At 51.6% G+C, this 22676-nt stretch carries 27 protein-coding genes and 1 pseudogene; 9 read left to right on the plus strand and 19 right to left on the minus strand.

The window, feature by feature from the left end; genetic code table 11:
• Nucleotides 1-17: 17 nt before the first annotated feature.
• A complete protein-coding gene (locus AC6I8C_RS09840) occupies nt 18-1439 on the plus strand; it encodes a hypothetical protein (protein ID WP_497822344.1) in 1422 nt (473 codons plus the stop codon).
• Nucleotides 1440-1482: 43 nt separating this feature from the next.
• Here AC6I8C_RS09840 and AC6I8C_RS09845 read toward each other — a convergent pair whose 3' ends face one another.
• From AC6I8C_RS09845 to pspA, 6 genes are read right to left on the minus strand one after another with little or no spacing between them, the layout of a single operon-like run.
• A complete protein-coding gene (locus AC6I8C_RS09845; protein ID WP_497822345.1) occupies nt 1483-2544 on the minus strand; it encodes a YcjF family protein in 1062 nt (353 codons plus the stop codon).
• Nucleotides 2541-3938, minus strand: a complete 1398-nt coding sequence (locus AC6I8C_RS09850) for a YcjX family GTP-binding protein (RefSeq protein ID WP_497822346.1) — start codon at nt 3936-3938, stop codon at nt 2541-2543. The genes AC6I8C_RS09845 and AC6I8C_RS09850 overlap by 4 nt, the downstream gene beginning before the upstream one ends.
• Nucleotides 3919-4167: a phage shock protein PspD gene (pspD, locus tag AC6I8C_RS09855; RefSeq protein WP_003853796.1), complete on the minus strand. Its 249-nt coding sequence runs from the start codon at nt 4165-4167 to the stop codon at nt 3919-3921. Before pspD ends, AC6I8C_RS09850 begins: the two co-directional genes overlap by 20 nt.
• 55 nt (nt 4168-4222) lie before the next feature.
• Entirely contained in the window at nt 4223-4573 is a 351-nt protein-coding gene (pspC, locus tag AC6I8C_RS09860; protein ID WP_150010259.1) for an envelope stress response membrane protein PspC, read from the minus strand.
• Nucleotides 4570-4797 (minus strand): envelope stress response membrane protein PspB, encoded by a 228-nt coding sequence (pspB, locus tag AC6I8C_RS09865; RefSeq protein WP_013357982.1) that lies wholly within the window; start codon nt 4795-4797, stop codon nt 4570-4572. The genes pspC and pspB overlap by 4 nt, the downstream gene beginning before the upstream one ends.
• A gap of 35 nt (nt 4798-4832) precedes the next feature.
• On the minus strand, nt 4833-5498 hold the full coding sequence (pspA, locus tag AC6I8C_RS09870) for a phage shock protein PspA (RefSeq protein WP_497822347.1): 666 nt from the start codon (nt 5496-5498) through the stop codon (nt 4833-4835).
• A 164-nt stretch (nt 5499-5662) separates the two neighbouring features.
• On the opposite strand from pspA, the gene pspF reads away from it, so the two are divergent.
• The 3 genes and pseudogenes from pspF to AC6I8C_RS09885 all read left to right on the plus strand — a co-directional run bounded on the left by pspF (nt 5663) and on the right by AC6I8C_RS09885 (nt 8298).
• Nucleotides 5663-6664: a phage shock protein operon transcriptional activator gene (gene pspF, locus AC6I8C_RS09875; RefSeq protein WP_497822348.1), complete on the plus strand. Its 1002-nt coding sequence runs from the start codon at nt 5663-5665 to the stop codon at nt 6662-6664.
• A 375-nt stretch (nt 6665-7039) separates the two neighbouring features.
• A complete protein-coding gene (locus tag AC6I8C_RS09880) occupies nt 7040-7498 on the plus strand; it encodes a DUF2778 domain-containing protein (protein ID WP_497822349.1) in 459 nt (152 codons plus the stop codon).
• Nucleotides 7499-7824: 326 nt separating this feature from the next.
• Nucleotides 7825-8298 (plus strand): annotated as a pseudogene (locus AC6I8C_RS09885) (Hcp family type VI secretion system effector).
• A 55-nt stretch (nt 8299-8353) separates the two neighbouring features.
• Here AC6I8C_RS09885 and AC6I8C_RS09890 read toward each other — a convergent pair.
• The gene (locus tag AC6I8C_RS09890) at nt 8354-9589 is read right to left on the minus strand and encodes an MFS transporter (protein ID WP_497822350.1); all 1236 of its coding nucleotides are present in this window, start codon (nt 9587-9589) and stop codon (nt 8354-8356) included.
• A gap of 357 nt (nt 9590-9946) precedes the next feature.
• A complete protein-coding gene (locus tag AC6I8C_RS09895) occupies nt 9947-10126 on the minus strand; it encodes a hypothetical protein (protein ID WP_497822351.1) in 180 nt (59 codons plus the stop codon).
• A 170-nt stretch (nt 10127-10296) separates the two neighbouring features.
• Between AC6I8C_RS09895 and sapA the strand changes: the two genes are divergently transcribed.
• Together sapA and sapB are read left to right on the plus strand one after the other, a co-directional pair.
• Nucleotides 10297-11919, plus strand: coding sequence for an ABC transporter substrate-binding protein SapA (gene sapA / locus AC6I8C_RS09900; protein WP_107319781.1), 1623 nt, complete (start codon nt 10297-10299; stop codon nt 11917-11919).
• Nucleotides 11920-12885: a putrescine export ABC transporter permease SapB gene (sapB, locus tag AC6I8C_RS09905; RefSeq protein WP_095707136.1), complete on the plus strand. Its 966-nt coding sequence runs from the start codon at nt 11920-11922 to the stop codon at nt 12883-12885.
• A gap of 123 nt (nt 12886-13008) precedes the next feature.
• Here sapB and AC6I8C_RS09910 read toward each other — a convergent pair whose 3' ends face one another.
• Nucleotides 13009-13356 (minus strand): S24/S26 family peptidase, encoded by a 348-nt coding sequence (locus AC6I8C_RS09910; protein WP_497822352.1) that lies wholly within the window; start codon nt 13354-13356, stop codon nt 13009-13011.
• 665 nt (nt 13357-14021) lie between these two features.
• On the opposite strand from AC6I8C_RS09910, the gene AC6I8C_RS09915 reads away from it, so the two are divergent.
• Together AC6I8C_RS09915 and AC6I8C_RS09920 are read left to right on the plus strand one after the other, a co-directional pair.
• Nucleotides 14022-14411: a DUF6864 domain-containing function gene (locus AC6I8C_RS09915; protein WP_497822353.1), complete on the plus strand. Its 390-nt coding sequence runs from the start codon at nt 14022-14024 to the stop codon at nt 14409-14411.
• The gene (locus AC6I8C_RS09920; protein WP_497822354.1) at nt 14404-14769 is read left to right on the plus strand and encodes a hypothetical protein; all 366 of its coding nucleotides are present in this window, start codon (nt 14404-14406) and stop codon (nt 14767-14769) included. Before AC6I8C_RS09915 ends, AC6I8C_RS09920 begins: the two co-directional genes overlap by 8 nt.
• Before the next feature lie 132 nt (nt 14770-14901).
• Here the strand turns inward: AC6I8C_RS09920 and AC6I8C_RS09925 are convergent, their stop codons facing one another.
• A complete protein-coding gene (locus tag AC6I8C_RS09925) occupies nt 14902-15090 on the minus strand; it encodes a hypothetical protein (RefSeq protein ID WP_497822355.1) in 189 nt (62 codons plus the stop codon).
• Between the two features lie 487 nt (nt 15091-15577).
• On the opposite strand from AC6I8C_RS09925, the gene AC6I8C_RS09930 reads away from it, so the two are divergent.
• A complete protein-coding gene (locus AC6I8C_RS09930) occupies nt 15578-15733 on the plus strand; it encodes a hypothetical protein (protein ID WP_497822356.1) in 156 nt (51 codons plus the stop codon).
• Here AC6I8C_RS09930 and AC6I8C_RS09935 read toward each other — a convergent pair whose 3' ends face one another.
• From AC6I8C_RS09935 to AC6I8C_RS09975, 9 genes are read right to left on the minus strand one after another with little or no spacing between them, the layout of a single operon-like run.
• Entirely contained in the window at nt 15734-16051 is a 318-nt protein-coding gene (locus AC6I8C_RS09935; RefSeq protein ID WP_497822357.1) for a hypothetical protein, read from the minus strand.
• Nucleotides 16051-17370 (minus strand): phage tail protein, encoded by a 1320-nt coding sequence (locus AC6I8C_RS09940; RefSeq protein WP_497822358.1) that lies wholly within the window; start codon nt 17368-17370, stop codon nt 16051-16053. The genes AC6I8C_RS09935 and AC6I8C_RS09940 overlap by 1 nt, the downstream gene beginning before the upstream one ends.
• 2 nt (nt 17371-17372) lie before the next feature.
• Nucleotides 17373-17927 carry a phage tail protein I gene (locus AC6I8C_RS09945; protein WP_497822359.1) on the minus strand — a complete coding sequence of 185 codons (555 nt, stop codon included), beginning with the start codon at nt 17925-17927 and terminating at the stop codon, nt 17373-17375.
• Nucleotides 17920-18834: a baseplate assembly protein gene (locus tag AC6I8C_RS09950; RefSeq protein WP_497822360.1), complete on the minus strand. Its 915-nt coding sequence runs from the start codon at nt 18832-18834 to the stop codon at nt 17920-17922. The genes AC6I8C_RS09945 and AC6I8C_RS09950 overlap by 8 nt, the downstream gene beginning before the upstream one ends.
• Complete coding sequence (locus AC6I8C_RS09955) at nt 18824-19171, minus strand: GPW/gp25 family protein (protein ID WP_497822361.1); 348 nt, start codon at nt 19169-19171, stop codon at nt 18824-18826. Before AC6I8C_RS09955 ends, AC6I8C_RS09950 begins: the two co-directional genes overlap by 11 nt.
• 34 nt (nt 19172-19205) lie before the next feature.
• On the minus strand, nt 19206-20321 hold the full coding sequence (locus AC6I8C_RS09960; RefSeq protein ID WP_497822362.1) for a contractile injection system protein, VgrG/Pvc8 family: 1116 nt from the start codon (nt 20319-20321) through the stop codon (nt 19206-19208).
• Between the two features lies 1 nt (nt 20322).
• Nucleotides 20323-20538, minus strand: coding sequence for a tail protein X (locus tag AC6I8C_RS09965; RefSeq protein ID WP_497822363.1), 216 nt, complete (start codon nt 20536-20538; stop codon nt 20323-20325).
• The gene (locus AC6I8C_RS09970) at nt 20513-20974 is read right to left on the minus strand and encodes a phage tail protein (RefSeq protein ID WP_497823331.1); all 462 of its coding nucleotides are present in this window, start codon (nt 20972-20974) and stop codon (nt 20513-20515) included. The genes AC6I8C_RS09965 and AC6I8C_RS09970 overlap by 26 nt, the downstream gene beginning before the upstream one ends.
• A gap of 5 nt (nt 20975-20979) precedes the next feature.
• The gene (locus AC6I8C_RS09975) at nt 20980-22656 is read right to left on the minus strand and encodes a hypothetical protein (protein WP_497822364.1); all 1677 of its coding nucleotides are present in this window, start codon (nt 22654-22656) and stop codon (nt 20980-20982) included.
• Nucleotides 22657-22676 lie beyond the last annotated feature (20 nt).

Raw genomic sequence — 22676 nt, forward strand, 5'->3', positions numbered from 1 at the left:
AGATTAAAAAAGGATGAATGATGTTCGCCACTGATACCGGACTGACACGTCGTAAGGTTTTTTTACTTATTACGGTAGTTTTTCTGATTGCTTACAGCCCCACATATTTAACCCATTACGCCTATACCGATGACTGGACGAATCTCTACTGGGCTAATTTTGACAGGCTGAGTATTTTAAACTGGGACACGTTATCCGGCAGGCCGGTGTATGGGATTATTCAGTACAGCGCCTCTTTTCTGGTGGAGAGCGTAGAAAAGCTGGCACTGCTGCGTTCAGTCGCGATTGTTCTGCTTATTTTTACCGGGTATTACATCTATACCCTGTGTCAGAAAGATGGGCTGCTGGAGAATCAGGCTCAGCGAATTACTTTTGCATTATTGCTTTGTCTGCTCCCTTCATTCCAGGTTTACGTTGCATGGGCATCCTGTTTCCCCTACATCGCTGCGATTTTACTGGCGGGTGCCAGCTACCGTTTGTCGATTAAACCGGGCATCCCAACTCGCCTGTTAGCATTCTGCCTGCTGACCATCGCTTTCTGTCTCTATCAACCGGCTGCGATGAGCTTTACCTTCTTTGCTGCGCTGCACCTCTGCTTTTCCGCGCGAAAAATTGATAAGAAACAGGCGCTCATCTCACTGATGGTGCTGGGTGCAGGCATGTTTGCAGCGCTAATCGCCTCGAAGGTGCTGCCCGTCCAGCTTTATGGTCATACGCTGCCACGCTCGGCATTCAGCTACGACATCCTGGTTAAGCTGAAATGGTTTTTTACCGAATACCTGAAGAATGTGATCTGTAACTTTGACCTCGGCGCAAAAACGGTATCGGTGATCATCTCTTCGATCATTATTGGTTTTGGCCTGAACAAAATTAAAGCCGCAGGCAACGACAAATTTTATCTGATGTTTGTCTTACTGCTGATTGCCGCACTGCCTAATCTGATAGTTAGCGAAAGCATGGCGGCTTACCGGACATTGATTGCCGGTGCGCTGATAACCACCAGCGCATTTATTCTCGGCCTGTTTGAAATAAGCAAAAAGTTAAAATGGAAAAAGCCATTCTATGCGCTGCTGGTGATAGTGGCTGGCTCGCTGACGATAAGCCATCTGATCAACGGTTACTCAGTTCCGGCTCGCAAAGAGTTTGCCCTGCTCGATCAGGCGATCATCCAGCAGGTGCCGAAAGAATTTAAAGGGGCGCTCTATTATCGCCTGACCGGCGAGTATTTGCCGAAGGTTGCGACGTTACGAAAATATGATGATTTCGGTGGGCTGGGCCTGAGCATGTCATGGACATTCGCCGGAATGGCGCATTTTATCCGGGAGAAAAACGGAATGGCCTTTACGTTGCCAGCGGATCCGGTGATCACCGATGAAGCGGCGTGTCCGGGTAAATGCCTGACTATCGATTCGAGGCAGGTTCTGCGCCAGCCCCACTAATCAATAAAGGCGGCCAGGCCGCCTTTAGTTTGTCATGAGCGCGTCAGGCGGACTTATTGCCGCCCTTCTGCAGCGCCTCTTTCATCTGCCCCAGCAGCTCACGACGAAAGTCGCCGAGCCTCGGCTTATCCTGCTCCAGCCAGGGCAACGGACGGCAAAGCTCCATCGCTTTGATACCCAGTCTTGCGGTTAATAAACCAGCTCCAATACCCTGTGCGGCACGCGTGGAAAGCCTTGCGGCAATATCCTGCGACATCCAGTCCATACCCACTTCCCGCACCAGTTCAGACGCGCCGGCAAAGGCCATATTAAGCAGCACCAGACGGAATAGCCGGATGCGGCTGAAGTAGCCCAGCTCAATGCCATAGATTGCCGCGATACGGTTGACCAGCCGCAGATTACGCCAGGCGATAAACGCCATATCCACCAGCGCCAGCGGGCTGACCGCAATCATCAGTGTGGCTTCCGCTGCATGACGGCTGATCTCGCGTCGCGCCTGGCGATCCAGCACTGGCTGCACCAGTTGGGCATATAAGCGAACGGTTTCACTGTCATTGTGGGTTTCATGCAGTGAAGCATGCCAGCGCTGCAGAGCCGGATGCGCCTGATCCAGCTCCGCCTGCTGCGCCAGCTTTTCGCAGAATGCGCGGCCTTTGCCGATGCCATGACTGTGCAGCAGCTCGCGGCCCACATCCCGCTCTTCCGCGCGCTGACGCAACTGATAGAGGCGACACCACTCGGTGGTCAGCGCACCAACACCCGCCAGGACGATCAGGCCACCTGCCACGCCGCTGCCCAGCGAAAACCAGTCGCGGGCCAGCCAGGCATCGTGCGTCCACTGTACACCCTGTGCAATCACGCTGACGCCAAACATCAGCGCGCCTGCCGTCACCATTTTGCGCCACAGACTTCGCTTGGGCTTCAGCGCGGCTTCAACTGCCCGTTCACCTGCGCCCTCCTCTTCGACGGAGGCATCCTCATCCTGCACCGCCAGAAATGCAGCCTGCGCTTCGGCTTCAAAGGTCTGCGCCGGGCGCAGCGGCGTGCTGCTGCTCTCATCCAGCGGGCGGGCAAAATCGATACGCGGCTTCAGCGGATCGCTCATCGCAATTTATCTCCCAATAAAAATTCCAGCGCGGCATCCATGCGGATATGCGGCAGCGGACGATCGACGTCGAGCTGCTGCGGCCGGAACTGTTCAAACTGAAAACCCTGCTGCTGCCAGAAGGCATTACCGGGCAGGCGCGGCGGCACTTCGCCGGGGTAGAAGGTGAGCGGCTCGCCATCGGTCAGACGATGACCGCGCAGGGCCGGGATCTTTTCGCCACGGTGATCGACCAGCCCGCTCTGCGTCGCCTGCACCGACGCCAGCCCGATGCAGTCCATACTGATGCCTTCAAACGCCGCGTTTCGCCAGGCATCCTGCACCAGTTGCTGCAGCAGGGACACCATGTTGCCATGCTGATCGCTGGTAATGTGGTCCGCCTTGGTCGCGGCAAACAGTAATTTGTCGATCACTGGTGAGAACAGCCTGCGGAACAGGGTACGCTGACCGTAATGAAAACTCTGCATCAGTTGCGTAAGTGCCAGTCGCATATCATTAAACGCCTGCGGGCCGCTGTTTAGTGGTTGCAGGCAGTCAACCAGCACAATCTGGCGATCAAAACGCAGGAAATGGTTTTTATAAAAGCCTTTAACCACATGCTGACAGTAGTAGTTAAACCGCTGCTGCAGCATGCTGAAGTTACTGCCCTTGTCCGCCTGCGCCAGCTTAGTCAGTTGCGCCTCATCAGAGGTCGGCCAGGGGAAGAACTGCAGTGCGGGCGCGCCGGCCATATCACCGGGCAGCACGAAGCGGCCGGGCTGAATAAAGTGTAAGCCTTCCGTTTTACAGCGATGCAGGTAGTCGGTCCAGGCAGCAGCAATTTCCGCCAACTGGGTTTCATCGGCGGGGGCTAACGGGTCGAGTTTTTCGCAGAGTGCGCGCCACGGCTTAGCCCACTCAGCGCGGCCGCCCTGCAGCAGACCGTTCATCTGTCGGGACCAGGCGAGGTAGTCCTGCGCCAGCATCGGCAGATCCAGCAGCCATTCGCCAGGATAGTCGACAATCTCAAGATAGAGCGTCGCCGTCTCTTTCAGGTGGCGCAGCAGTGAATCATTAGGCCGGTAGCGCAGCGCAAGACGCATTTCGCTGACGCCGCGGGTTGGCGTGGGCCACACGGGAGGCGTGCTGTAGAGCTGAGCCAGGCCTTCGTCGTAGGTAAAACGCGCCGTGCCCATGTCACGCTGTGGCACCCGTTTTACGCCTAACAGCCGCTCATCCCGCACAACGGAAAACAGCGGCAAACGTGCGCCGCTGTGAACCGTTAAAAGCTGATTAACCAGTGAAGTAATAAAGGCGGTTTTACCGCTGCGGCTTAATCCGGTAACTGCCAGCCGCAGGTGGCGATCGACGCCACGGTTCATCAACGCCACTAATTCAGTTTGCAGTCTTTTCATCGTTCTCCCTGATGAAGCGCGATGCCACCCGGTTCATCACGCGTTTCAGCAGTGGCTCAAGTGCCACAGCCAGCAACAGACGTAACGGGCGTCGCGCTACCGATTTCACCGCCCAGCCAGTCACACCAGCGGGACCGTAGGTAACAGCATTGATAATGATGAATTTAGCCGCCGACTTCAATGCAGGTGCCGCGCGGTGACGAAAAGCAGTGGATCGCGAAAAAGACATTAACACCTCCATTGAGCCAGCGTTCGGGCCTGAAACAGGCCCGGCAATAGCAGAATTAAATCTGACGGAAGCGGCTACGCACACTGAAGGTTTCAGACGTGACATAGCGCTCCAGGTCGCGCACGTTGCGCTCATCCCGTTGCAGGGTGCTCTCCAGCTGATCCAGCAACTCGCTGGCGGTTGGCTGGCGTTCGCCGTCACTGACATTGGCAGGTTTCTCATCCAGCACAAAGCCCAGCACGAAGTAGGCAATCACCGTAAAGACAAACAGTCCAAAGAACAGCGATAACACCACAATAACCCGCAGCAGGCGAACCGGGATGTCGAGATACTCCGCCAGACCCGCGCAGACGCCCATCAGCTTGCCTTCATCAGGCTTGCGCCATAACTTACGACCTTTCATCATGGCTGCCTCCAGTTGGGATGCTCAGCGTCCAGAATCGCTTCCAGCGCATCAATACGTTCACGCATCCGCTGCGCATCCTGCGTGACGCGCTGCAACCGCTGGATTTCGCTTTGCGACAGTTCCGAACCGCCGTTGCGTTTGTTGCTGTAATGCAGCCATAACCAGATCGGTGCGACAAACAGCACAAAGATCGTTAGCGGTATGGCGAGAAAAAGTGCGCTCATTGACTCTCCTTAATCACTTATCGCAACGTCGATGATTACTCACCGCGGTTCATTTTGGCTTTCAGCGCATTAAGCTGCTGGCTGATTTCATCATCCGCTTTCAGGTCAGTAAACTGCTGGTCCAGGGTTTTCGGTTTACCAAAACCGTGGCTTTCAGCTTCCGCTTCCATGTGATCGATGCGACGTTCAAAAGATTCAAACCGGGCCATCGCTTCGTCGATTTTGCCGCTGTCGAGCTGACGACGCACATCGCGTGACGAAGAAGCCGCCTGATGACGCAGGGTTAACGCCTGCTGACGGGCACGTGTTTCGGTCAGTTTTTTCTCCAGCTCGCTGATTTCGCCTTTCATGCGTTCCAGCGTCTCTTCAACCTGGCCCACTTCCTGTTTCAGAGAAGCAATCAGGTCGGTGAGTTTCTGTTTTTCAATCAGCGCCGAACGGGCCAGATCATCTTTGTCTTTGCGCAGCGCCAGCTCCGCTTTTTCCTGCCAGTCAGCCTGCTGCAACTCGGCCTGCTCAATACGGCGTGACAGCTGTTTCTTTTCAGCCAGCGACCGCGCAGAGGTAGAGCGTACTTCAACTAAGGTGTCTTCCATTTCCTGAATCATCAGGCGGACCAGTTTCTGTGGATCTTCCGCACGCTCCAGCAGGGAATTAATGTTGGCATTAACGATGTCAGCGAAACGAGAAAAAATACCCATGATGATGTTCCTCTTTTAATGTTTTAAAACGTGATGTCCTGCCTGATTAATACAATATGCGTGCCAACTTTTTATCTTTATGATTTAAATCACATTTTAAATTTTACAGGCTTTTCGCCATGTTTTAAGATAGTCAAAATGATTAAGGGGTAGCGAAATTCATCATGACAGGCACGAATGATAATCTGCTGGGTGAGTCTAATAATTTTCTGGAGGTACTGGAGCAGGTTTCAAAACTGGCTCCCCTTGAGAAACCGGTGATGGTGATTGGCGAACGCGGCACGGGTAAAGAGCTAATCGCGAGCCGGCTACACTATCTCTCTGACCGCTGGCAGGGACCGTTTATTTCGCTGAACTGCGCCGCACTGAATGAGAATCTGCTCGACTCTGAGCTGTTTGGTCATGAAGCCGGCGCCTTTACCGGCGCACAGAAGCGTCATCTGGGACGTTTTGAGCGTGCTGACGGCGGTACGCTGTTTCTGGATGAGCTGGCAACCGCACCGATGCTGGTGCAGGAAAAACTGCTCAGGGTAATTGAGTACGGGCAGCTCGAGCGCGTGGGCGGCAATCATGCCTTGCAGGTTAACGTACGGCTGGTCTGCGCCACCAACGAAGATTTGCCCGCCCTGGCAGCGGCAGGCAAATTCCGCGCCGATTTGCTGGATCGTCTTGCCTTTGATGTGGTGCAGTTGCCGCCACTGCGCGAACGCCGCAGTGATATTCTGGTGATGGCCGAGCATTTTGCGATTCAGATGTGCCGCGAGCTTGGCCTGTTGCTGTTTCCCGGCTTTACTGCTAAAGCGCAGCAAGCCCTGCTTGATTACCACTGGCCCGGCAATGTACGCGAACTAAAAAACGTGGTCGAGCGCTCCGTCTATCGCCACAACAGCAGCGAACTGCCGCTGGATAATGTCATTATTAATCCTTTCGCTTCACGCTCTGAACCGGTTGTGCTCCCGCGCTCCAGTCAGGAGACGGAGAGCGGCGGCCTGCCTGCCCTGCCGCTGGATCTGCGTCAATGGCAGAATCAGCAGGAGCGGGAGCTGGTCGATGCCAGCCTGCACCAGGCTCGTTATAACCAGCGCCGCGCCGCCGGATTATTAGGCGTTACTTACCATCAGCTGCGCGCGATGATGAAGAAGCACGATATAAAGGCTGAGAGTTAAACCTTATAAAGGGTTTATACTCTCTTACCGGTAAAACATTGCTTTACGCGAGCTAACTGATTTATGGGCAAGGATCCTTGCCCATATTACAATTGAGGCTGATAAAAGTCAGCAATGTCTGAAAGAATGACCCCAGCCCGCCTGATAATACTCTTTCCTGTAATATAAATGAGTCGCTATGAACCTCGATTTCACATTTTTCACTGATTAACATGAATTACATGTTAATTCATGTTAATGCGCAAACCAATATGACCCACCCGACCATTTGCTTTTAAAGAAAAGCGTTTTATTTTTATTCAGTCATTCAGACGCATCCTTCTTTTCGTTTTAAAAATTAATTAACGGTTATTTTAACGCGTTTAAGGATTAAGCATGGCACTGCATGGAAAAATGATTCTCAATCGCGCTGATTATGCGCCGTTTAATCTGTACGGCGTCGGGGTTTTTATGGCGCACTCTGGCAGAGGATTGTATCGTAATAATGGAGCCTGTGCTGCGATACCAGATGATGGCCCGTTACCGCCTGGTAAATACTGGATAGTAGAGCGAGGTTCAGGAGGGTTCCTTTCCTGGGTTAGAGCTCAGGCTCTCGATCTTTTTAATAAAGTTTACTACGGGACAGAATTTGGACGCGACGAGTGGTTTGCATTGTATAAAGATGATTGGGGTATTGATGATGGCACCTGGATAAATGGTGTTCATCGAGGTCTGTTCAGGCTTCACCCTGGCACTGTCTCCAAAGGCTGCATTACTATAGCGCACAGCTGTGATTATGCATTAATAAGAAACGCATTGTTAAGAATAGCGCCGATACCGGTTCCCTGTATGTGATCGCTTATGGCCTGTGGTTGGGTGGAGGTAGTTAATGACTTTAGCGAGACTTGCCCGTAGGTTTTTCAAAATTGCTTATTACGTTTCACTCTCCCTGATCCTGGCCCGAAAAATCGGAAATCCAGAAATCTGGATGAACGATGATTTAACTAACAAACTGGGCCATTTGCTTTATGGCCCGGGAGAGATAGGCGCGGATAACTTTTATGACCTTTATTTTTATATATCAGTGATGACTCTTTTTCCCCTAACCACCCTGATTTACTGTCTGACATTGAAGTTAATCAAAATATTCAGGAGAAAGTAAGACGCCAATCCCTCCCTACATGTGGCTCAAAGATGACGGCGGCGCAGATATCAAAGGCTCCGTAGATGTGAAAGACCGTTAAGGCAGTATAGAAATCATCGGGCTGAGTCATGGCATTAATCTGTCTGTCGATAGCGCCAACGGCAAAATAACCGGCACGCGTCAGCATTCTTCCATGATGATTGAAAAAGATGTTGACCGCTCTACCCCCTATCTCTATAAAGCTGCCGCGACCGGCCAGACACTCGAAAGCGCAGAGATTAAGTTTTACCATATTAACAACGCCGGTCAGGAAGTCTGCTATTACAGCGTCCTGATGGAAAATGTAAAAATCACCGGCGTCAACTGCGGCGTCCCGAATGTCAAATTAGCGGATAACGACAGGATAAACCACATCGAAAGTGTGAGTCTGCAGTATGAAAAAATCACCTGGAAAATTATCTACGGTAATATTCATTACTCAGATGCATGGAACGAAATGCCTGTGCTTTAGGCGTTAAAACAGTCCGGTATCAACCAGACTGTTCAGGCCTTCAGAAATATATCTTTTACAGACTGCGAGGCTGAACGCCCATCTTTTCAGGCTGCCGGATAGCGGGAACCAGTCCGACGCCAGCCGTAGCCATTATCACGGCCAGCGCTGACATCAGCAGCACATTGCTCATACCATATTGTGCTGCCAGCGGACCCGCTACCAACTGTCCAAAGGGAATGGCAATAAAAGAACCCATTGCATCATAGGCGTACACGCGGGCGAGCTTATCCGGTGGGATATGAGTCTGTAATGCGTGCGCCCATATTACGCCGAACAGACCTAATGTAATGCCGGCAATAAAGAACCCGGCTATCAGCCATATTGCTGTTGCATTCTGGCTCAGCATAAATATCGGGAGTGCGTAAAGTCCTGCCAGCATAGCGCCAGTCAAGAGATCGCGACGTGGATGCCATTTCATGGCAAGTAAAGAACCCGCAATTAACCCTGCACTGTGGGCGGCTACAATTATCCCCCACTGCGTGCGTCCGAATGAGGCGTCAGCAATCATTGGGCCCAGTACCACGACAATGCCATTGAAAGCGACATTGATAACAGCGAACTGGACGACTATCGACCAAATCCAGCTTCGGCCAGCAAATTCCGCCCACCCCTCTTTTAAATCCTGCAGGATATTGCCCGACAAGGTTCCGGCCTTCTCTGCGCTCGCACGAATGAAGAAATAAAGGGGTGCAGAAGCGGCAAAGCCCAGGGCATCAATTGCCAGTCCCCAACCCGGCCCGACAGCGCTGGTGATAATACCTCCCAGCGATGCCCCCATCACCGTGCCACAATAAACACCAAGCTGAATCAAAGCATTGGCCTGACGCAGATGCTTTGCAGGCACGACCTGTGGAACCAGCGCAGCTGAAGCAGGCAGAGCGATACCTGCTGCCGCACCATTCAGGGCACCCAGCAAAGTAAGACTGATTAAGGTGGCTGACCCATCGAGCACAGACCAGGCAACGATAGCTTGTGAAACCGCCGCAACCCCCGCTGAAATCACTAATACCCGACTGCGAGAGTAGCGGTCGGCAATCACTCCCCCCACCAGCAGAAACAGCACGTTGAACAGGGAACGGGATGCAACCACTACGCCTAAATCTGAGGCAGAGCCGCCAATATCCAGCACCGCAAAGGCCAGCGCAATGGGTGCAATCCCATTCCCCAGTACGGTGAAGAGACGTCCGAAAAAGAGATAACGAAAGGATGAATGCTGAAAAGCCTGAGCATTTTTCTGGAATTTATTCATTGTCAGGAATGCGATGGCCGGAGGTTGGGCTTATGATAACTGCGTTTCTCTATTTGTTAAGTATGCGTTGATAAAAGCTCAACCTTGATCAATCCAAATGACCGCAGAAATAAAATGATTTCCGATGACTGAGAGAACAGTGTTTATATCAGGCTGAAGCCGCGGGATTTTCTGACATTTATTAACCCGCATTATTATTTGATGCCGCTTCTGAGAGCCCATTCCCTATTATGCCTTCCAGTGCTCGTGCCTTTTAAATCTTCCCTGGAGTTCTGTTAAAACTTTATGAGATCCGACACCAGACTGGATGAAATGTGTGTGAATAAATCCGAATTATACCTACTCCGGTTATCATTTTTAATAACGCAATGACCCGTCATGCGCTCTGCTCTGTGACGCCCCCCTCACTGCCGCTTCCACCACAAATGACAAAAAAAGCCCGCCATTAAGGCGGGCAACAATACTGGAAGCAATGTGAGCAATGTCGTGCTCTTCTTCGGCAGAGCCACCGTCGAAGTGCATGTTAATAATAATCATTCTTATTATCATCTGTAAAGCGGTTATTGAGAATTTTTCTCATTACCACATGTTCTGTGCGCTCATTTTGAGTTGCGATGACGAAAATCAGGCTGGCAGTGGTTGCAGGTTTTGGGACTATGCCTGCTTTGCGATACACTCTGGTTAATGCCTCAAAATTGTTGAGTTCTATGTCAAAACTACTATGTTCGCTGTTGCTCAGCCTCAGCGCGTTGAGTTCGCCTGCATGGTCAGCGCCTGCGGGTGATATCCGCCAGACCGGCTTTGTCTATTGCGTCAGCGGCACGCTGAACACCTTTAATCCGCAGATGGCCAGCAGCGGGCTGACTGTCGATACGCTGGCGGCACAGTTGTATGACCGCTTGCTGGATGTCGATCCCTATACCTATCGTCTTAAGCCCGATCTGGCGTCGAGCTGGGAAGTACGCGATAACGGCGCGACGTATCGCTTTCATCTGCGCAGCGGCGTCCAGTTCCAGCAGACTAACCAGTTTCGCCCTACACGCGCACTAAACGCCGACGATGTGGTATTCAGCTTCGCAAGGATGTTTGACCGTCACCATCCCTGGCATAACGTCAACGGCGGCAACTACCCCTACTTTGATAGTCTGCAATTTGCCGATTCCGTCCAGAGCGTGAAGAAGATCGACAACAGGACGGTTGAGTTCAGGCTTAACAGCCCGGATGCCTCATTCCTGTGGCATATGGCGACCCACTATGCGCCGGTACTGTCAAAAGAGTATGCCGACCAGCTCACCGCTCAGGGCCGTCAGGAAGAAATGGATCGTCAGCCGGTGGGCACCGGTCCTTATCAGCTTAGCGAATATCGCACCGGTCAGTACATCCGCCTGGCGCGCAATCCACACTACTGGCGTGGGGTGCCGCGTCTGCAACAGGCGGTAATCGATCTTGGCTCCGGCGGGACTGGTCGCCTTTCCAAACTGTTGACCGGTGAATGCGACGTACTGGCCTATCCCGCGGCAAGCCAGCTCAGCATACTGCGCGATGACCCGCGCCTGCGGATGACGCTGCGTCCCGGTATGAACATCGCCTATCTGGCTTTTAATACCCGTAAGCCTCCGCTCGACCGGCCTGAAGTCCGGCATGCGCTGGCGCTGGCCATCAACAATGAGCGGTTGATGGAGTCGATCTATTACGGCACTGCCGAAACGGCCGCTTCAATATTACCGCGCGCGTCCTGGGCTTATGACAATGATGCGCGCATTACCGGCTACGATCCTGAGAAGTCACGCGCCGCGCTTGCCGCACTCGGCATCAGCGATCTGCATCTGCGGCTGGTTGTGCCTGCCGCCTCACAGTCGTGGAATCCCAGCCCGCTGAAAACCGCTGAACTGTTACAGGCGGATCTGGCGCAGGTTGGTGTCCGGCTGACCATTGTGCCGGTCGAGGGCCGTTTTCAGGAGGCGCAGCTGATGGCAATGAATCATGATCTGACGCTGTCAGGCTGGGCTACCGACAGTAACGATCCGGACAGCTTCTTCCGCCCGCTGCTCAGCTGTGCGGCGATTCGCTCGCAGACTAATTACGCGCACTGGTGCTCTCCGGCCTTTGACGAAACGCTGCAGAATGCTCTGCTATCACAGCAACTCTCTGGCCGCATCGACAGTTATGACAAAGCGCAGCAGATTCTGGCGCAGGAGTTACCGGTGCTGCCGCTGGCTTCCTCTCTGCGACTGCAGGCATTTCGTCATGACATCAAAGGTCTGGTACTGAGTCCGTTTGGTAACGCCTCGTTTGCCGGGGTTTATCGTGAAGCTGATGAGGGTAAGTAAGTGATAATCTATATTTTGCGCCGCCTGCTGCTGCTGCTCATTACCCTGTTCCTGCTGTCGCTGGTGAGCTTCAGCCTGAGCTACTTTACCCCTAACGCCCCGCTGGAAGGCGCTGCGCTCTCCGATGCCTGGTGGTTCTGGTTCAAAGGGATGCTGCAGTTTGATTTCGGCGTCTCCAGCACTAACGGTCAGGAGATTGGGCTGCAGCTGCGTGAGGTTTTCCCGGCCACCATGGAGCTCTGTATCCTGGCGTTTCTGTTTGCGCTGCTGGTAGGTATTCCGCTGGGGATCTGCGCCGGTGTGATGCGCAATAAATGGCAGGATAAAACCATCAGCGCGCTGGCACTGGTCGGCTTCTCTGCGCCCATCTTCTGGCTGGCGCTGCTGCTGACGCTGTTCTTTTCGCTGACGCTGGGCTGGCTGCCGGTATCGGGACGTCATGACCTGCTCTATCCGGTGCAGAATATCTCCGGCTTTGCGCTGATTGACGCCTGGCTGAGTCCTTCGCCATGGCGGCATGAGATGATTATCAGCGCCCTGTCCCACCTTATTCTGCCGGTACTGGTGCTGGCGATGGCCCCGACCACAGAAGTGATCCGCCTGCTGCGCAACAGCACCAGCGACGTGATGGATAAAAACTATGTCAAAGCGGCGGCCACACGCGGTCTTTCGCGCTTTACGGTGATCCGCCGCCACGTGTTACACAACGCGCTGCCGCCCGTTATCCCACGTCTGGGCCTGCAGTTCTCCACCATGCTGACGCTGGCCATGATCACCGAAATGGTCTTTAACTGGCCAGGTCTGGGCCGCTGGCTGATTAACGCGATTCGTCAGCAGGATTATGCCGCGATCTCAGCCGGTGTAATGGTGATTGGCGGGCTGGTGATTCTGGTGAATGTGATTTCTGACGTGATTGGTGCGGCAATGAATCCGCTGAAACACAAGGAATGGTATGCCCTCCGGTAGAGGTTAATTTAATAAAATTTATCCTATATTTATCAAAAGGTTAAATTTTGATATTTTAATTTTTATTAATTTTTGCACACTTTTATGTACACAATTATTTTATAATATTTGAACCCAGCGGAACTATCTGGTTGCGCTGGGTTCATTTAAAATTTTTGGCCTGCTTGGCTCATGCACGGACAAGACCTCGGCCGTCACTTTCCCCAACACAATAATCCCGTCCATGCCCTCTCCGTCGATTGTCTCACCATCTGAGGTGATGATTCCCGTATGGAATAATCTTCCCAGTTGAGGGAACTCGCCGAGCTGGAATGCCACTTTATCGCCATTCACTGGCTTCATTGACTTATCGGCCAGCACGAATCCCTCCGCCGTCTCAATCAGAATCATGTTGTCCCGGTGCGGCATCAGAACGTCGTTCAAATCTATTCTTTTTTCAATATAGTCTGATGCAGGTGATGGAAAGCCCATAGTTACCTCACATATCCCATGTTGCGTAGGGCATAAGTTTTGTTTTCGCTCTGCTCGGTCACCAGCTCAAAGAAGAAGTTCTGATAATACCGTATCCAGCGATTGCACTCCTGTAGCGTCCAGACGTGATTGGCGTCGTCCAAGTTCTTCTGGAATGCTGCAGTGGTAACTATCTGTCGCCCCCTGCCGTCTTTTTTTATCGCAGCCACGAATGCGCCACGTATGTCACACTCTCTCGCCATGATAAATCCTCCTCTAACAAATATACTGTACATATAAACAGTAATATCGATCACTAAGATTGATCAAGGCGAAACGGGTCACAAATTTGTAAAGCACATGAGAATGCTGCATTTTTAGGCAGCTAGGTGGCGCTTAGCGTGACTAATCTCAAATTACTCACGTAGCTTGTAAAGATTGATGCGGGATTGAGTCTGCCCCATCGTCATGACTTTTTTTAAGAGTTGCTCAAATTCACCAAGAGCTAAATGCAGACGTCAAAATGATGAAGATAGTCAATCTCCACCAAATAAAAAATAGCGCTCTTTTAGCGAATAATATGCGGTGAAAGATTATAGAATTTCAACTACTATATGAATTAATTTAAGCTCATGAACTAACGTGTGTTACTCATTGCATCCAAAAACAAATAACTCGAGGCTATAATGAAAACAGAAGTTTGGTTAGGTGGAAGGAAATTATTATCTTCAGATACCTACTTGATCCCTCCAAATGAAGAGTTAAAAATTTCTTTAGAAATTACTCCCGAAGATATTGAGGGCGTAATAGAAAACATCAAAATGGCAATGAACATTGTCTTTGAGGATGACCCTTCAGAAGAACAAAACGTGATTTTTCAGGTTGAACCAGGCCAAAAAATGAAGATGTTGCTTAAAAACTGGGGGAATCCGTTAGGAACTACGCTCAATGCAATGTATCCGGTCATCACATTTCAAAATCGACAAACCATTGATATGATGATGCATAATGTGCGCATCAGTGATACTAACATGTTAACTTTACAGTTTTGGACAAAGGGGCTGAATAATGAATAGGCCGCTTGATGAGCCTCGTTTTAATACAGCCGCTATTCCTGTCAGTAAAATTTCAAAAAACTTAAATACTCACATCATCACCACGAACGAGGATAAGCTACGTAATATACTGGATAGGTACGAGAGGAAAGCATCAGGAAAAGGTATAGCAGTGACATGCTTTAGTGTGTCCCTGACACTTTTTATATCTCTGTTAACATCGGACTTTAAGGATTTTGCGTCAATACCGGCTGATGTGTGGAAAGGGCTATTCATTATGGGAACTATAATATCCTTTGTAGCAGCTATAATTATTCATGTGAGAAAAAAGATTCCATCTGTCAATGATTTAATCAATGAAATATCTGGTGTTGAATAGCATAGTTGAAAACAGGGTCGGCGCTTTATTAGATTATAGCCGACCTGCAATTACTTAGTAATGTCCGCTTCTGGTGCAAAGCGGACATTGATAGCTTTAAAGATTGGATCTCCTGTCTTGCCGTTGCTATTTTTAAGCTTGCAACAGTACTGACAGCGCAATGCTATCGGCCAGTTGTGGTCGGCTCTCTGATAGCTCAACAATCATTCTGGCGATTGTCTCCTGCGTCACCGTTTCCCCTGCGGCCACCAGCTGCCAGACAGCCTCACCCATAGCCATGCATGATGCGTCATAGGTCTGCGCCTCAAATTCCTGTTCCATAGTGCCTCCTGTTTTGTGAGAAGAGTCATAATAGATCGGTCGATCAGAAAATAAAGGACCATAGCTTAGGCATGCGAGACGCGTTCCAGAAAAATATTTTAAACACAAAAAACCCGGCATTAGCCGGGCTGGTGTTGGCATATCAAAAGCAAAAGTAAATCTTATTATAAATATTCATTATGAAAAATATTATTATTATCCACGCTATCACACATCCAAATAATATTAACGCCCACGCTGTTCTCCTTTTCATGACATCAGCTCCATATAACAGTATTAAAAATATACCCCGCTTCCTTTCTGTCATAACTGATTGTACCGATCAATAACGAAAGATTGATCGGCTAAACAGATCAATCACATCAACCTTATGAAAGTAAACGGATTATAAATAACATCCATATTATTTAAGCTACTGAAATATATGCTATGGTATGGTTCCAAACACATTCATATTGTTATCTAAAGGTTAATGGAAGGTATTAAGATGGAACTTAATGAAGAAGAAACTGAGGTGATCGCACTTTTTCTTAGCTCTCACTGGAATGCTTTCTTTGAAAGCAGTCAGGAGTTCATGTCTATCGTTGCCCTACACCGACTGGCTGAAAAATTTAAGCTCGCCGACCAAAACAGTGAGATATGATTATTCCTCCGTTAATTCTCTAACTGTAAACATTCCGTTTACATAATTATATTTCCCCAGCGGATCAGCTGGAATGGTATCAGGGTCAACCTCATATAACGTTTGACCCTCCACCATAGTAAACAACTGAACCTGCATTGGGGAGCGTGCAACGGAACAAACCAGTCCATTGGCATCCACCGCTACTGCACCCACCCAGCCCTGCCGGGTCTCATACCAGTCACGCCCCAGTTCGTCGCAGAAATACGCGGCCATATAAACGCCGTCATCATCCAGCGGCTCAGTTTTATAATTTTTGACGTTTTTGAACTCATTCATTATGCAATATCTCCTGCCTGAACCCAGCCAGCGCTAGGGGTATAATAATAAAGTGCACGGAAATACAGCCCTGCTTTTCGTCCGTCCCCGCCTTCATTTGTGTTCATACCCGTCATAAAACACCCTGCCGGAGCCTCCCAGTCTGCAATCCAGTCACCTCCCACTTTATGCTGCCTGCCTCCGCGCGCAGTCGCCCTGACACAGTTATTGCGGTCGGCGTTCATATTATTCATCTGATTATTAATTGCGATGTTGAGCGCATTATCCTGTTGTAAAACCCAGTTACTCAGCCATCCGCCCCAGACGGGGCCATAAACATTGCCATCCTCATTTAGATAGCTCTGCCCGCCTCCGGTATACGCCTTTCCATGAATTCGCGTGCTGCCGTTCTGATCAAATATGAACTCATGCACGGAGCCGAACCCGTCCCACTGGAGCTGCAGATAAGCCTCATACCCAACGTGCTCAACGATTCGCATAAAGCCGCTCGCGCCGTCTTTAAAATTCTGATCGCCCCCACGCCCCTTTATTACTGCTCGGTACATAGGCGAATAGATGTAATCGCCATTTGCGGGATTTTTCGAATTCGAAATCAGGGAAATGCTCGCTTCCTCATAGAGATAACCACCTGTTTTCGGATATGCGCCGTTAACCTGTGTAACAGAGGGCGGGTTTTGTGTGGTGAACAGCTCGCCGACGTCCGTTGCATCAACAGTTATATGCAACTTCCCATCAACATCACTCCAGTCGACGTAAATACGGTGATTACCGGTCGAATGTTTACCGCCGTTTGCCTGCACGGCTTGCCAGTTACCGACAAGATTCAGACCTAAATTTTCCAGGGCTTTAGCAATATTATTCAGGTCGCTTAGATTTGCGTCCTGCCGTAAAAACAGGCCGTCACCGGTAGACACCTTGAGTTCAATGCTGGCGGTTTCATTAACGGCCAGACGAAACTGAAGGTTGACGTTGATACCGGTGACCGGTTTTTCAATGGCACCGCAGTTCGCCACTGCATAGAGTTCCCCGGCATCGGTTAATAGTCCTACCTCACGGATGGTGAACCCGCCCACATCAGCTGGCACAACGAGATGAGCGACCCACTGGTTCGGCTGCTCGTGCGACACGTCCAGTTTAGAGATTGCATGGCGGTATACCTCACGAACCAGTGCAGTCTGAGCCGGGTCAGGCGCTGCTGCCCTGCCGTTACCGTCACCGATAACAAAATCTTTGATGATGACCGGCGTGCCGCTTGCTGACGACGCCGCCTCCAGCTCTTTCCCCCGGTTAGTGAGGATGCTGTAATACTGTTTTGCCACGATTATTCTCCAGTCTGAATCACTGCATCGATGTACGCAGTCACCGCACCGCCTGTGTAGTAGTTTCCTGCTGCACCAACGTCAGCGATCACATCAATGCTGCTGAGATAGCTGCGTAAGTTTTTAGCCTTATTCACCTGTCGCCTTATGCGGCTATACAGGCTGTCATCTATGCCCTGCAGGCTGTAGACCTCAATCCGGAACGTGTACGGCGCTCTGCGGGGATTCTCCTGCCACCACTCAATAACGCTAGTGGGCAGGCTCACCGCCCCCAGCGCGCGCCGTACAGCGCCTGCAGTGCCACGATGCTGATGCACATAAGCAGCATCGCGGCATACCTGACGTTTTTCTTCTTCAGTCCAGCTTTCATCCCAGAAATCGACCGATAGTTCCCATGCCAGCCAGGGCAGCAGATGGTAAGGACAGTCATCTGCACTTTTAACGCTTCTGACCATGCCGGTTTTGAGGGCGAGAATCTGTTCCCGGGATGCCTGCTCCAGCGCTCGCTCCTGATGAAGAGCGTTCTGTGGCAACAGCGAGCGAAATTTATCAGCCATTTCTCGCCCCTTTTATCGTGACGCTGATTGCCTGACACCACGGCGCTTTCCCCATCTCCGCCTCAATGTCAGCTGCAGGGCTGGTCAGTCTTACCCTGACCACGCCAGGCTGTTGCAGAGCGGCATATACTGCTGACAGAGGGATAACTGTTTTAATTCGGTGAGAGAGTGCTGCGTAGCTCGTTGCAACGCTGATGGCATTATCCAGCACCGTCTGCGCATCCGGCCCATCGGGGATTTCCAGCTCTGCTGTGATGCTGTATCGCTGTATGATCGCGCTTTTAACGCTCACGAAATCCGTCAGCGGGCGAACTTCATCAGCGCTCAGATTCGCTGCCGTTTTATCCAGAAGTGACTGAGGGGCTGTGCCGTCACCTGTTCTCGACAGCACATAAACGTCCACCTCTCCCGGACGGCTGTGATCCTCTGGCCCGTATGCATCTGCATCCAGCACGTCAGCATCAGCCGACCGCGCATGAAAGCGATATGCGTTACGCGCTCCAGCGGTATTAAGCTGCGCCCATGACAACTGGATGCGTTCCCGGTAGGCATCATCGTCCTCCAGCTCAGCATCGACAGGCGGAACGGCGTCAGGATCAGCAGGGGTGATGACGTAGCGTTTAACATTGAAATTTGCCCCAATCTGATCGAGGTCCGCCCCTATTGCACTTGCCAGAAATACAGCGCGAACGGCGTCATTGACGCGCTGAAATGCGAGGGTCAACTGATAAGCATTCACCTCCCCCTGCTTATAGGCCGGGTCTGACTCCACCAGCGCATCAAATTCCGGGTCGAGTTCGCGCAGGCGTGCCAGCCAGCGGGAAAAAATGTCTGACGCGTCAGGCACGACAATGGCGTCCGGAATCTCCAGCTCAGACAGATTGATAACATCAGAACTAATTGCCATTGATGGTTATGTCTCCGGTAGTTGTTACTGTGCCGCTTTCTTTATTGATCCCCTCTACATCCACAATGAACGTAGATTCATCATCGGGAAGGGACACCACCACCCGAGTCACCTGCAGGCGAGGCTCCCAGCGTGATAGCGCTTTTGCTGTGGCCGCAATAATTCTTAAGCGGGTCAGATCGTCACGTGGGGCATCCACCAAATCCGGCAGCTCACTGCCGTAATCGCGTACTAAAACCCTGGTGCCTATCGGCGTGGTCAGAATGTCGCTGACCGACTGGCGCAGATGCGCCGAACCCGACAGGCGTTTGCCCGTCCGGATGTTTACACCGTTCATGAGAGTAATCCGTTGAATGAAGCCGTCTGGAGGGTCAACCGAAATAGGCCGGCCCGGATTTATCCGTGCTGTCCATTTTGCCTTTCTTGCCCTGGGCGTTGATGTTAACCACCAGGTTATAGGTGAAACTCAGGCCCGATGAGGTCAGTGAGAAAACAAGCGACTCCACCAGCCAGGAACGATCCTCCCGGGAACCAAACCCGGACGTCGTAACACCAGACTCAGCCGTTAAAGCAATGTGTCTGGGACGGCATGGGCCAGTGAGCGTCATTTTTTGTTCGTTACGCTGCGCCTGTGTTTTGCGGGCTTTGGCCTGCTGGTCTGCAGTGGATTTTCCCGATTGGGTATAGGGGTTAGTGATTGACGGTCCATCATGATCAACCGTGGTGGTTTTCGTCCTGCCATCAGCTTCATCGTAATAGCGCACCCCGACTTTACCACTTGCTTTACCATCACTGCCTGTGGCCTTGCCGGTTGTGCTTCCACGCTGGCCCTCGCTATAAGTCCAGCTGGATAGTTCATCAGGGGTGATGGTGATACTTCCTGCCTCCTTACCGGCAGCAGTTTTCATCGCCCCCTGCACCAGAAACAGCCAGTATCCGCCAGCAGGTTTACTGATGGCATTGTAGGTTCTCGCCAGCCGCGACATCAGATTGGCATCTGACTCTGCAACCTGGTCGATATGGTCGATGTGAATTTCTGCGAGTTCTGCGGCTACTTTCGGCGTCAGCCCGTTGTCTGCAGCCACGGTTTTAACAAGATCGGCCAGCCGGATATCATCCCAGCTTCGCGTTTTATGGCTCAGCACATTGCCGGGGTGTTTCTGCGCGTTCATCGGTGCCGCAGTGGCATAGATTTCTACGCGCCGGGGTGGCCCACTGCTGCCGACCCCCGAAACAACAAACCACCCCTTATCGACCAGCTGATCATTAAATCCCAGCGCCACCCTCAGACGCGCCCCTTTAGATGGCAGCGGCAGTGTTGCAGAAATCAGCGTGATTTTCAGTTCGTCGGCTTTAGCCGTTGCGCCACCATTATCAGTCAGGGTGAGTTCAGTCAGGCAATCCTGCAGAGCGCGGGTAATGTCCTTGCCCTCTGCGCTCACGCTGAACGAAGGTGCATACTCTGGATTTACAATCTGTTCAGTCATGTTAATCCCACAGGCTGATTGCAGAATCAGTAACCGGCGTGGTCAGGTCAGGGAGGGTGATGGCAACTCCTGCGGGCAGAATAGCCTCCCTGTCGGCCAGTCCCCGATTTGCCTCCAGTACTGCTGAAACATTGGCAGACAAATTTGCAGTGCCATAGTGATCTGCGCAAATGGCATCCAGCACATCGCCATTACGGGTTTGATATGTCGTCGGCATAATGTTTTAACGTCATCGTCCAGTTTTTATTACGGTGTCCGCCTCCAGGCAGGAAGCGATCAGTGGTATCGCTGAATTGAGTTACCGCCCACCAGCCCAGCACGTCACCCTCACCACTCACCAGCAACTGGGGCTGAGCTAAATCAGCCAGGTCGTACAGGTCATTAACTGCATCAACACCGTTACGGAAAAACGCATGCGCCTCTCCATCGAGTCGCACCGTCCGTCCGGGTTTTCCTGTGTACTGCAGCAGACTCTGTTTGCCTATCCTCTCCTGTTCACTCCAGTTCCAGCTGGCCTCACGTGAAAGCGATTTATATGCCGTGGTATCAATGGAGAATGCAAAATCGCCCAGCATCATCATGACCCGTGCAGTCTGACCGCCCCGGATGGCTGACTGCTGCGCCTGCCCGGAGGCCTCAATTAATGGGATAATTTCACTCACCAGATCGCACCTCCATCCAGCATGCTGTTATCGCCCGTGAATGCCGGGTTGGTTTTGGTTATGGCCTCCAGCTCGTCGGCAATCCCGCGCTCGCTTTGTCCCTGCGCACCGTTAATCTCAAAGTGGTATTCAAATTTGCGGTTATCAGCCATCTCAACCTGTTTCTGCTGTGTATCGATAGAATCTAAACGTCCACTGAGTTCTCCCCATTTTCTGCCCGACTGGGTGTCTAACGTGGCAGAGTTGTTTTTCAGAGCATCAGAGAAATCAGGCAGGCTTTCTTTCTTCGCAGTCAGATAGGGATCGAGCGCCTTATCAAACATTTCATCGTCATCGCTGAAAAAGCCACGGGTATCCGTATAGGATTTTTTCACCTGCTCCGGCAATTCCGGGTGCTGCTTAAGTTGCTGATCGAACCACTCCTCCTGACCGTTGCGTTTTGCCGTCAGTCTGGCGATATCAACCGAGCCTGTCATCGCCAGCGATTTCAAAACATTTTTTTGATCCCCCCGCTCATCGGGTAACAGCCATGAGAGTTTTTTAGCCAGGGCATAAATAATTTTCCCGACATACACCACCCCCTGGCCAAACGTCAGTACGCCGGGATACAGATCATCACGCAGAAATTTTACTACCCTGCTGATGCCGCCGCCTTTAAACCACTCAGCCAGATCATCAGTCAGTTCCCTGATGCGGGGAGCAAGCTGATTGCCCAGCTGTCCCGATATCTCCGCACCCGCGCTGAAAAGAACGGTTTTAAGGTTTTCAACGGCTTTGTTACCCTGAACTGCGCCATCAGCACCCGCTTTAGTGACGAGGTTATAGCGGTGCTGCTCATCCATTAAATCCCGGTAGCTCCTGCCGGACTGCTTCACCAGCATCAGCAGCTTGCTGGCCTCGCCACCGAAAAGAGAATCCAGTGCGAAAGAGGCTTTTGACTCGTCTTTCAGACTAAGGGCGCGCTCAATAATTTTACTGAACTGCGCCATGTCGCTCAGGCCAGCCATGTCACCCGCCTTGAAACCCAGCGTATCAAATGCGTCCTGCAGAGAACTCTGCTTGCCGTTCTGCTTATACTCCCCGGCTTTGTGCAGGTACTCCTCAAACAGATCGCCAAAATTCTCGCCGGTCATGTCGTACTGTTTTGCCAGCGAGTCCCACGCGTTGTAGGTCTCCACATCGACGCCATAGCTGCGCGCCACACCCGTCTGCCGTGCCGTTTCGGCATTGGTGGCCGCTGGCGCAATGAGCGAAGCCAGCGCGGAGGCAACCACGCCACCGCCGCCAATTCCCAGACCGGGGGCCACCATGCCCCCGAGGTGGCCACCGACGTTTAAGCCTCGCCTGAATAACCCACCCGCTTTGCCCTTGAATGCCTGTATGCGCTCACCGCGCTGAATCTGACGGTTGAGTTTTTGTTGCTCCGCCTCAGTTTTGCGTATCTCCCGCGTCACCGAACTGTACTGACGTTTCAAATCGCTGATGCTGTTTCCGGCCAGCTTAGCTTTTTTGATCTCAGCGGCGAGTTTTGTCTGGTCCTTAGTGAGGTGTTCAGACTCTTTTCCTACCGCTTTAAGGTTCTTCTGCAGGTCAGTCGCCGAGCGCTTCCATGAACTGTCGACATTGCCGCCAAACGTGATGGTGGCTTTAAGATTTTGACTTATTCCGGTCACGGCTTATTGCCTCCATTTCA

The sequence above is a fragment of the Pantoea sp. X-Soil-YNGN-844 genome, assembly GCF_059730595.1.

Coding starts and splice junctions, on each gene's coding strand:
- AC6I8C_RS09895 (WP_497822351.1), bottom strand. CDS start 10,126: ATGATTATTATTAACATGCACTTCGACGGTGGCTCTGCCGAAGAAGAG.
- pspA (WP_497822347.1), bottom strand. CDS start 5,498: ATGGGTATTTTTTCTCGTTTCGCTGACATCGTTAATGCCAACATTAAT.
- AC6I8C_RS09910 (WP_497822352.1), bottom strand. CDS start 13,356: ATGGGCTTTCCATCACCTGCATCAGACTATATTGAAAAAAGAATAGAT.
- AC6I8C_RS09950 (WP_497822360.1), bottom strand. CDS start 18,834: ATGGCAATTAGTTCTGATGTTATCAATCTGTCTGAGCTGGAGATTCCG.
- AC6I8C_RS09935 (WP_497822357.1), bottom strand. CDS start 16,051: ATGAATGAGTTCAAAAACGTCAAAAATTATAAAACTGAGCCGCTGGAT.
- AC6I8C_RS09840 (WP_497822344.1), top strand. CDS start 18: ATGATGTTCGCCACTGATACCGGACTGACACGTCGTAAGGTTTTTTTA.
- AC6I8C_RS09965 (WP_497822363.1), bottom strand. CDS start 20,538: ATGCCGACGACATATCAAACCCGTAATGGCGATGTGCTGGATGCCATT.
- pspC (WP_150010259.1), bottom strand. CDS start 4,573: ATGATGAAAGGTCGTAAGTTATGGCGCAAGCCTGATGAAGGCAAGCTG.
- sapA (WP_107319781.1), top strand. CDS start 10,297: ATGTCAAAACTACTATGTTCGCTGTTGCTCAGCCTCAGCGCGTTGAGT.
- AC6I8C_RS09915 (WP_497822353.1), top strand. CDS start 14,022: ATGAAAACAGAAGTTTGGTTAGGTGGAAGGAAATTATTATCTTCAGAT.
- AC6I8C_RS09920 (WP_497822354.1), top strand. CDS start 14,404: ATGAATAGGCCGCTTGATGAGCCTCGTTTTAATACAGCCGCTATTCCT.
- pspD (WP_003853796.1), bottom strand. CDS start 4,167: ATGTCTTTTTCGCGATCCACTGCTTTTCGTCACCGCGCGGCACCTGCA.
- pspB (WP_013357982.1), bottom strand. CDS start 4,797: ATGAGCGCACTTTTTCTCGCCATACCGCTAACGATCTTTGTGCTGTTT.
- AC6I8C_RS09880 (WP_497822349.1), top strand. CDS start 7,040: ATGGCACTGCATGGAAAAATGATTCTCAATCGCGCTGATTATGCGCCG.
- AC6I8C_RS09890 (WP_497822350.1), bottom strand. CDS start 9,589: ATGAATAAATTCCAGAAAAATGCTCAGGCTTTTCAGCATTCATCCTTT.
- AC6I8C_RS09930 (WP_497822356.1), top strand. CDS start 15,578: ATGGAACTTAATGAAGAAGAAACTGAGGTGATCGCACTTTTTCTTAGC.
- AC6I8C_RS09925 (WP_497822355.1), bottom strand. CDS start 15,090: ATGGAACAGGAATTTGAGGCGCAGACCTATGACGCATCATGCATGGCT.
- AC6I8C_RS09850 (WP_497822346.1), bottom strand. CDS start 3,938: ATGAAAAGACTGCAAACTGAATTAGTGGCGTTGATGAACCGTGGCGTC.
- AC6I8C_RS09945 (WP_497822359.1), bottom strand. CDS start 17,927: ATGGCTGATAAATTTCGCTCGCTGTTGCCACAGAACGCTCTTCATCAG.
- pspF (WP_497822348.1), top strand. CDS start 5,663: ATGACAGGCACGAATGATAATCTGCTGGGTGAGTCTAATAATTTTCTG.
- AC6I8C_RS09845 (WP_497822345.1), bottom strand. CDS start 2,544: ATGAGCGATCCGCTGAAGCCGCGTATCGATTTTGCCCGCCCGCTGGAT.
- AC6I8C_RS09960 (WP_497822362.1), bottom strand. CDS start 20,321: ATGACTGAACAGATTGTAAATCCAGAGTATGCACCTTCGTTCAGCGTG.
- AC6I8C_RS09955 (WP_497822361.1), bottom strand. CDS start 19,171: ATGAACGGTGTAAACATCCGGACGGGCAAACGCCTGTCGGGTTCGGCG.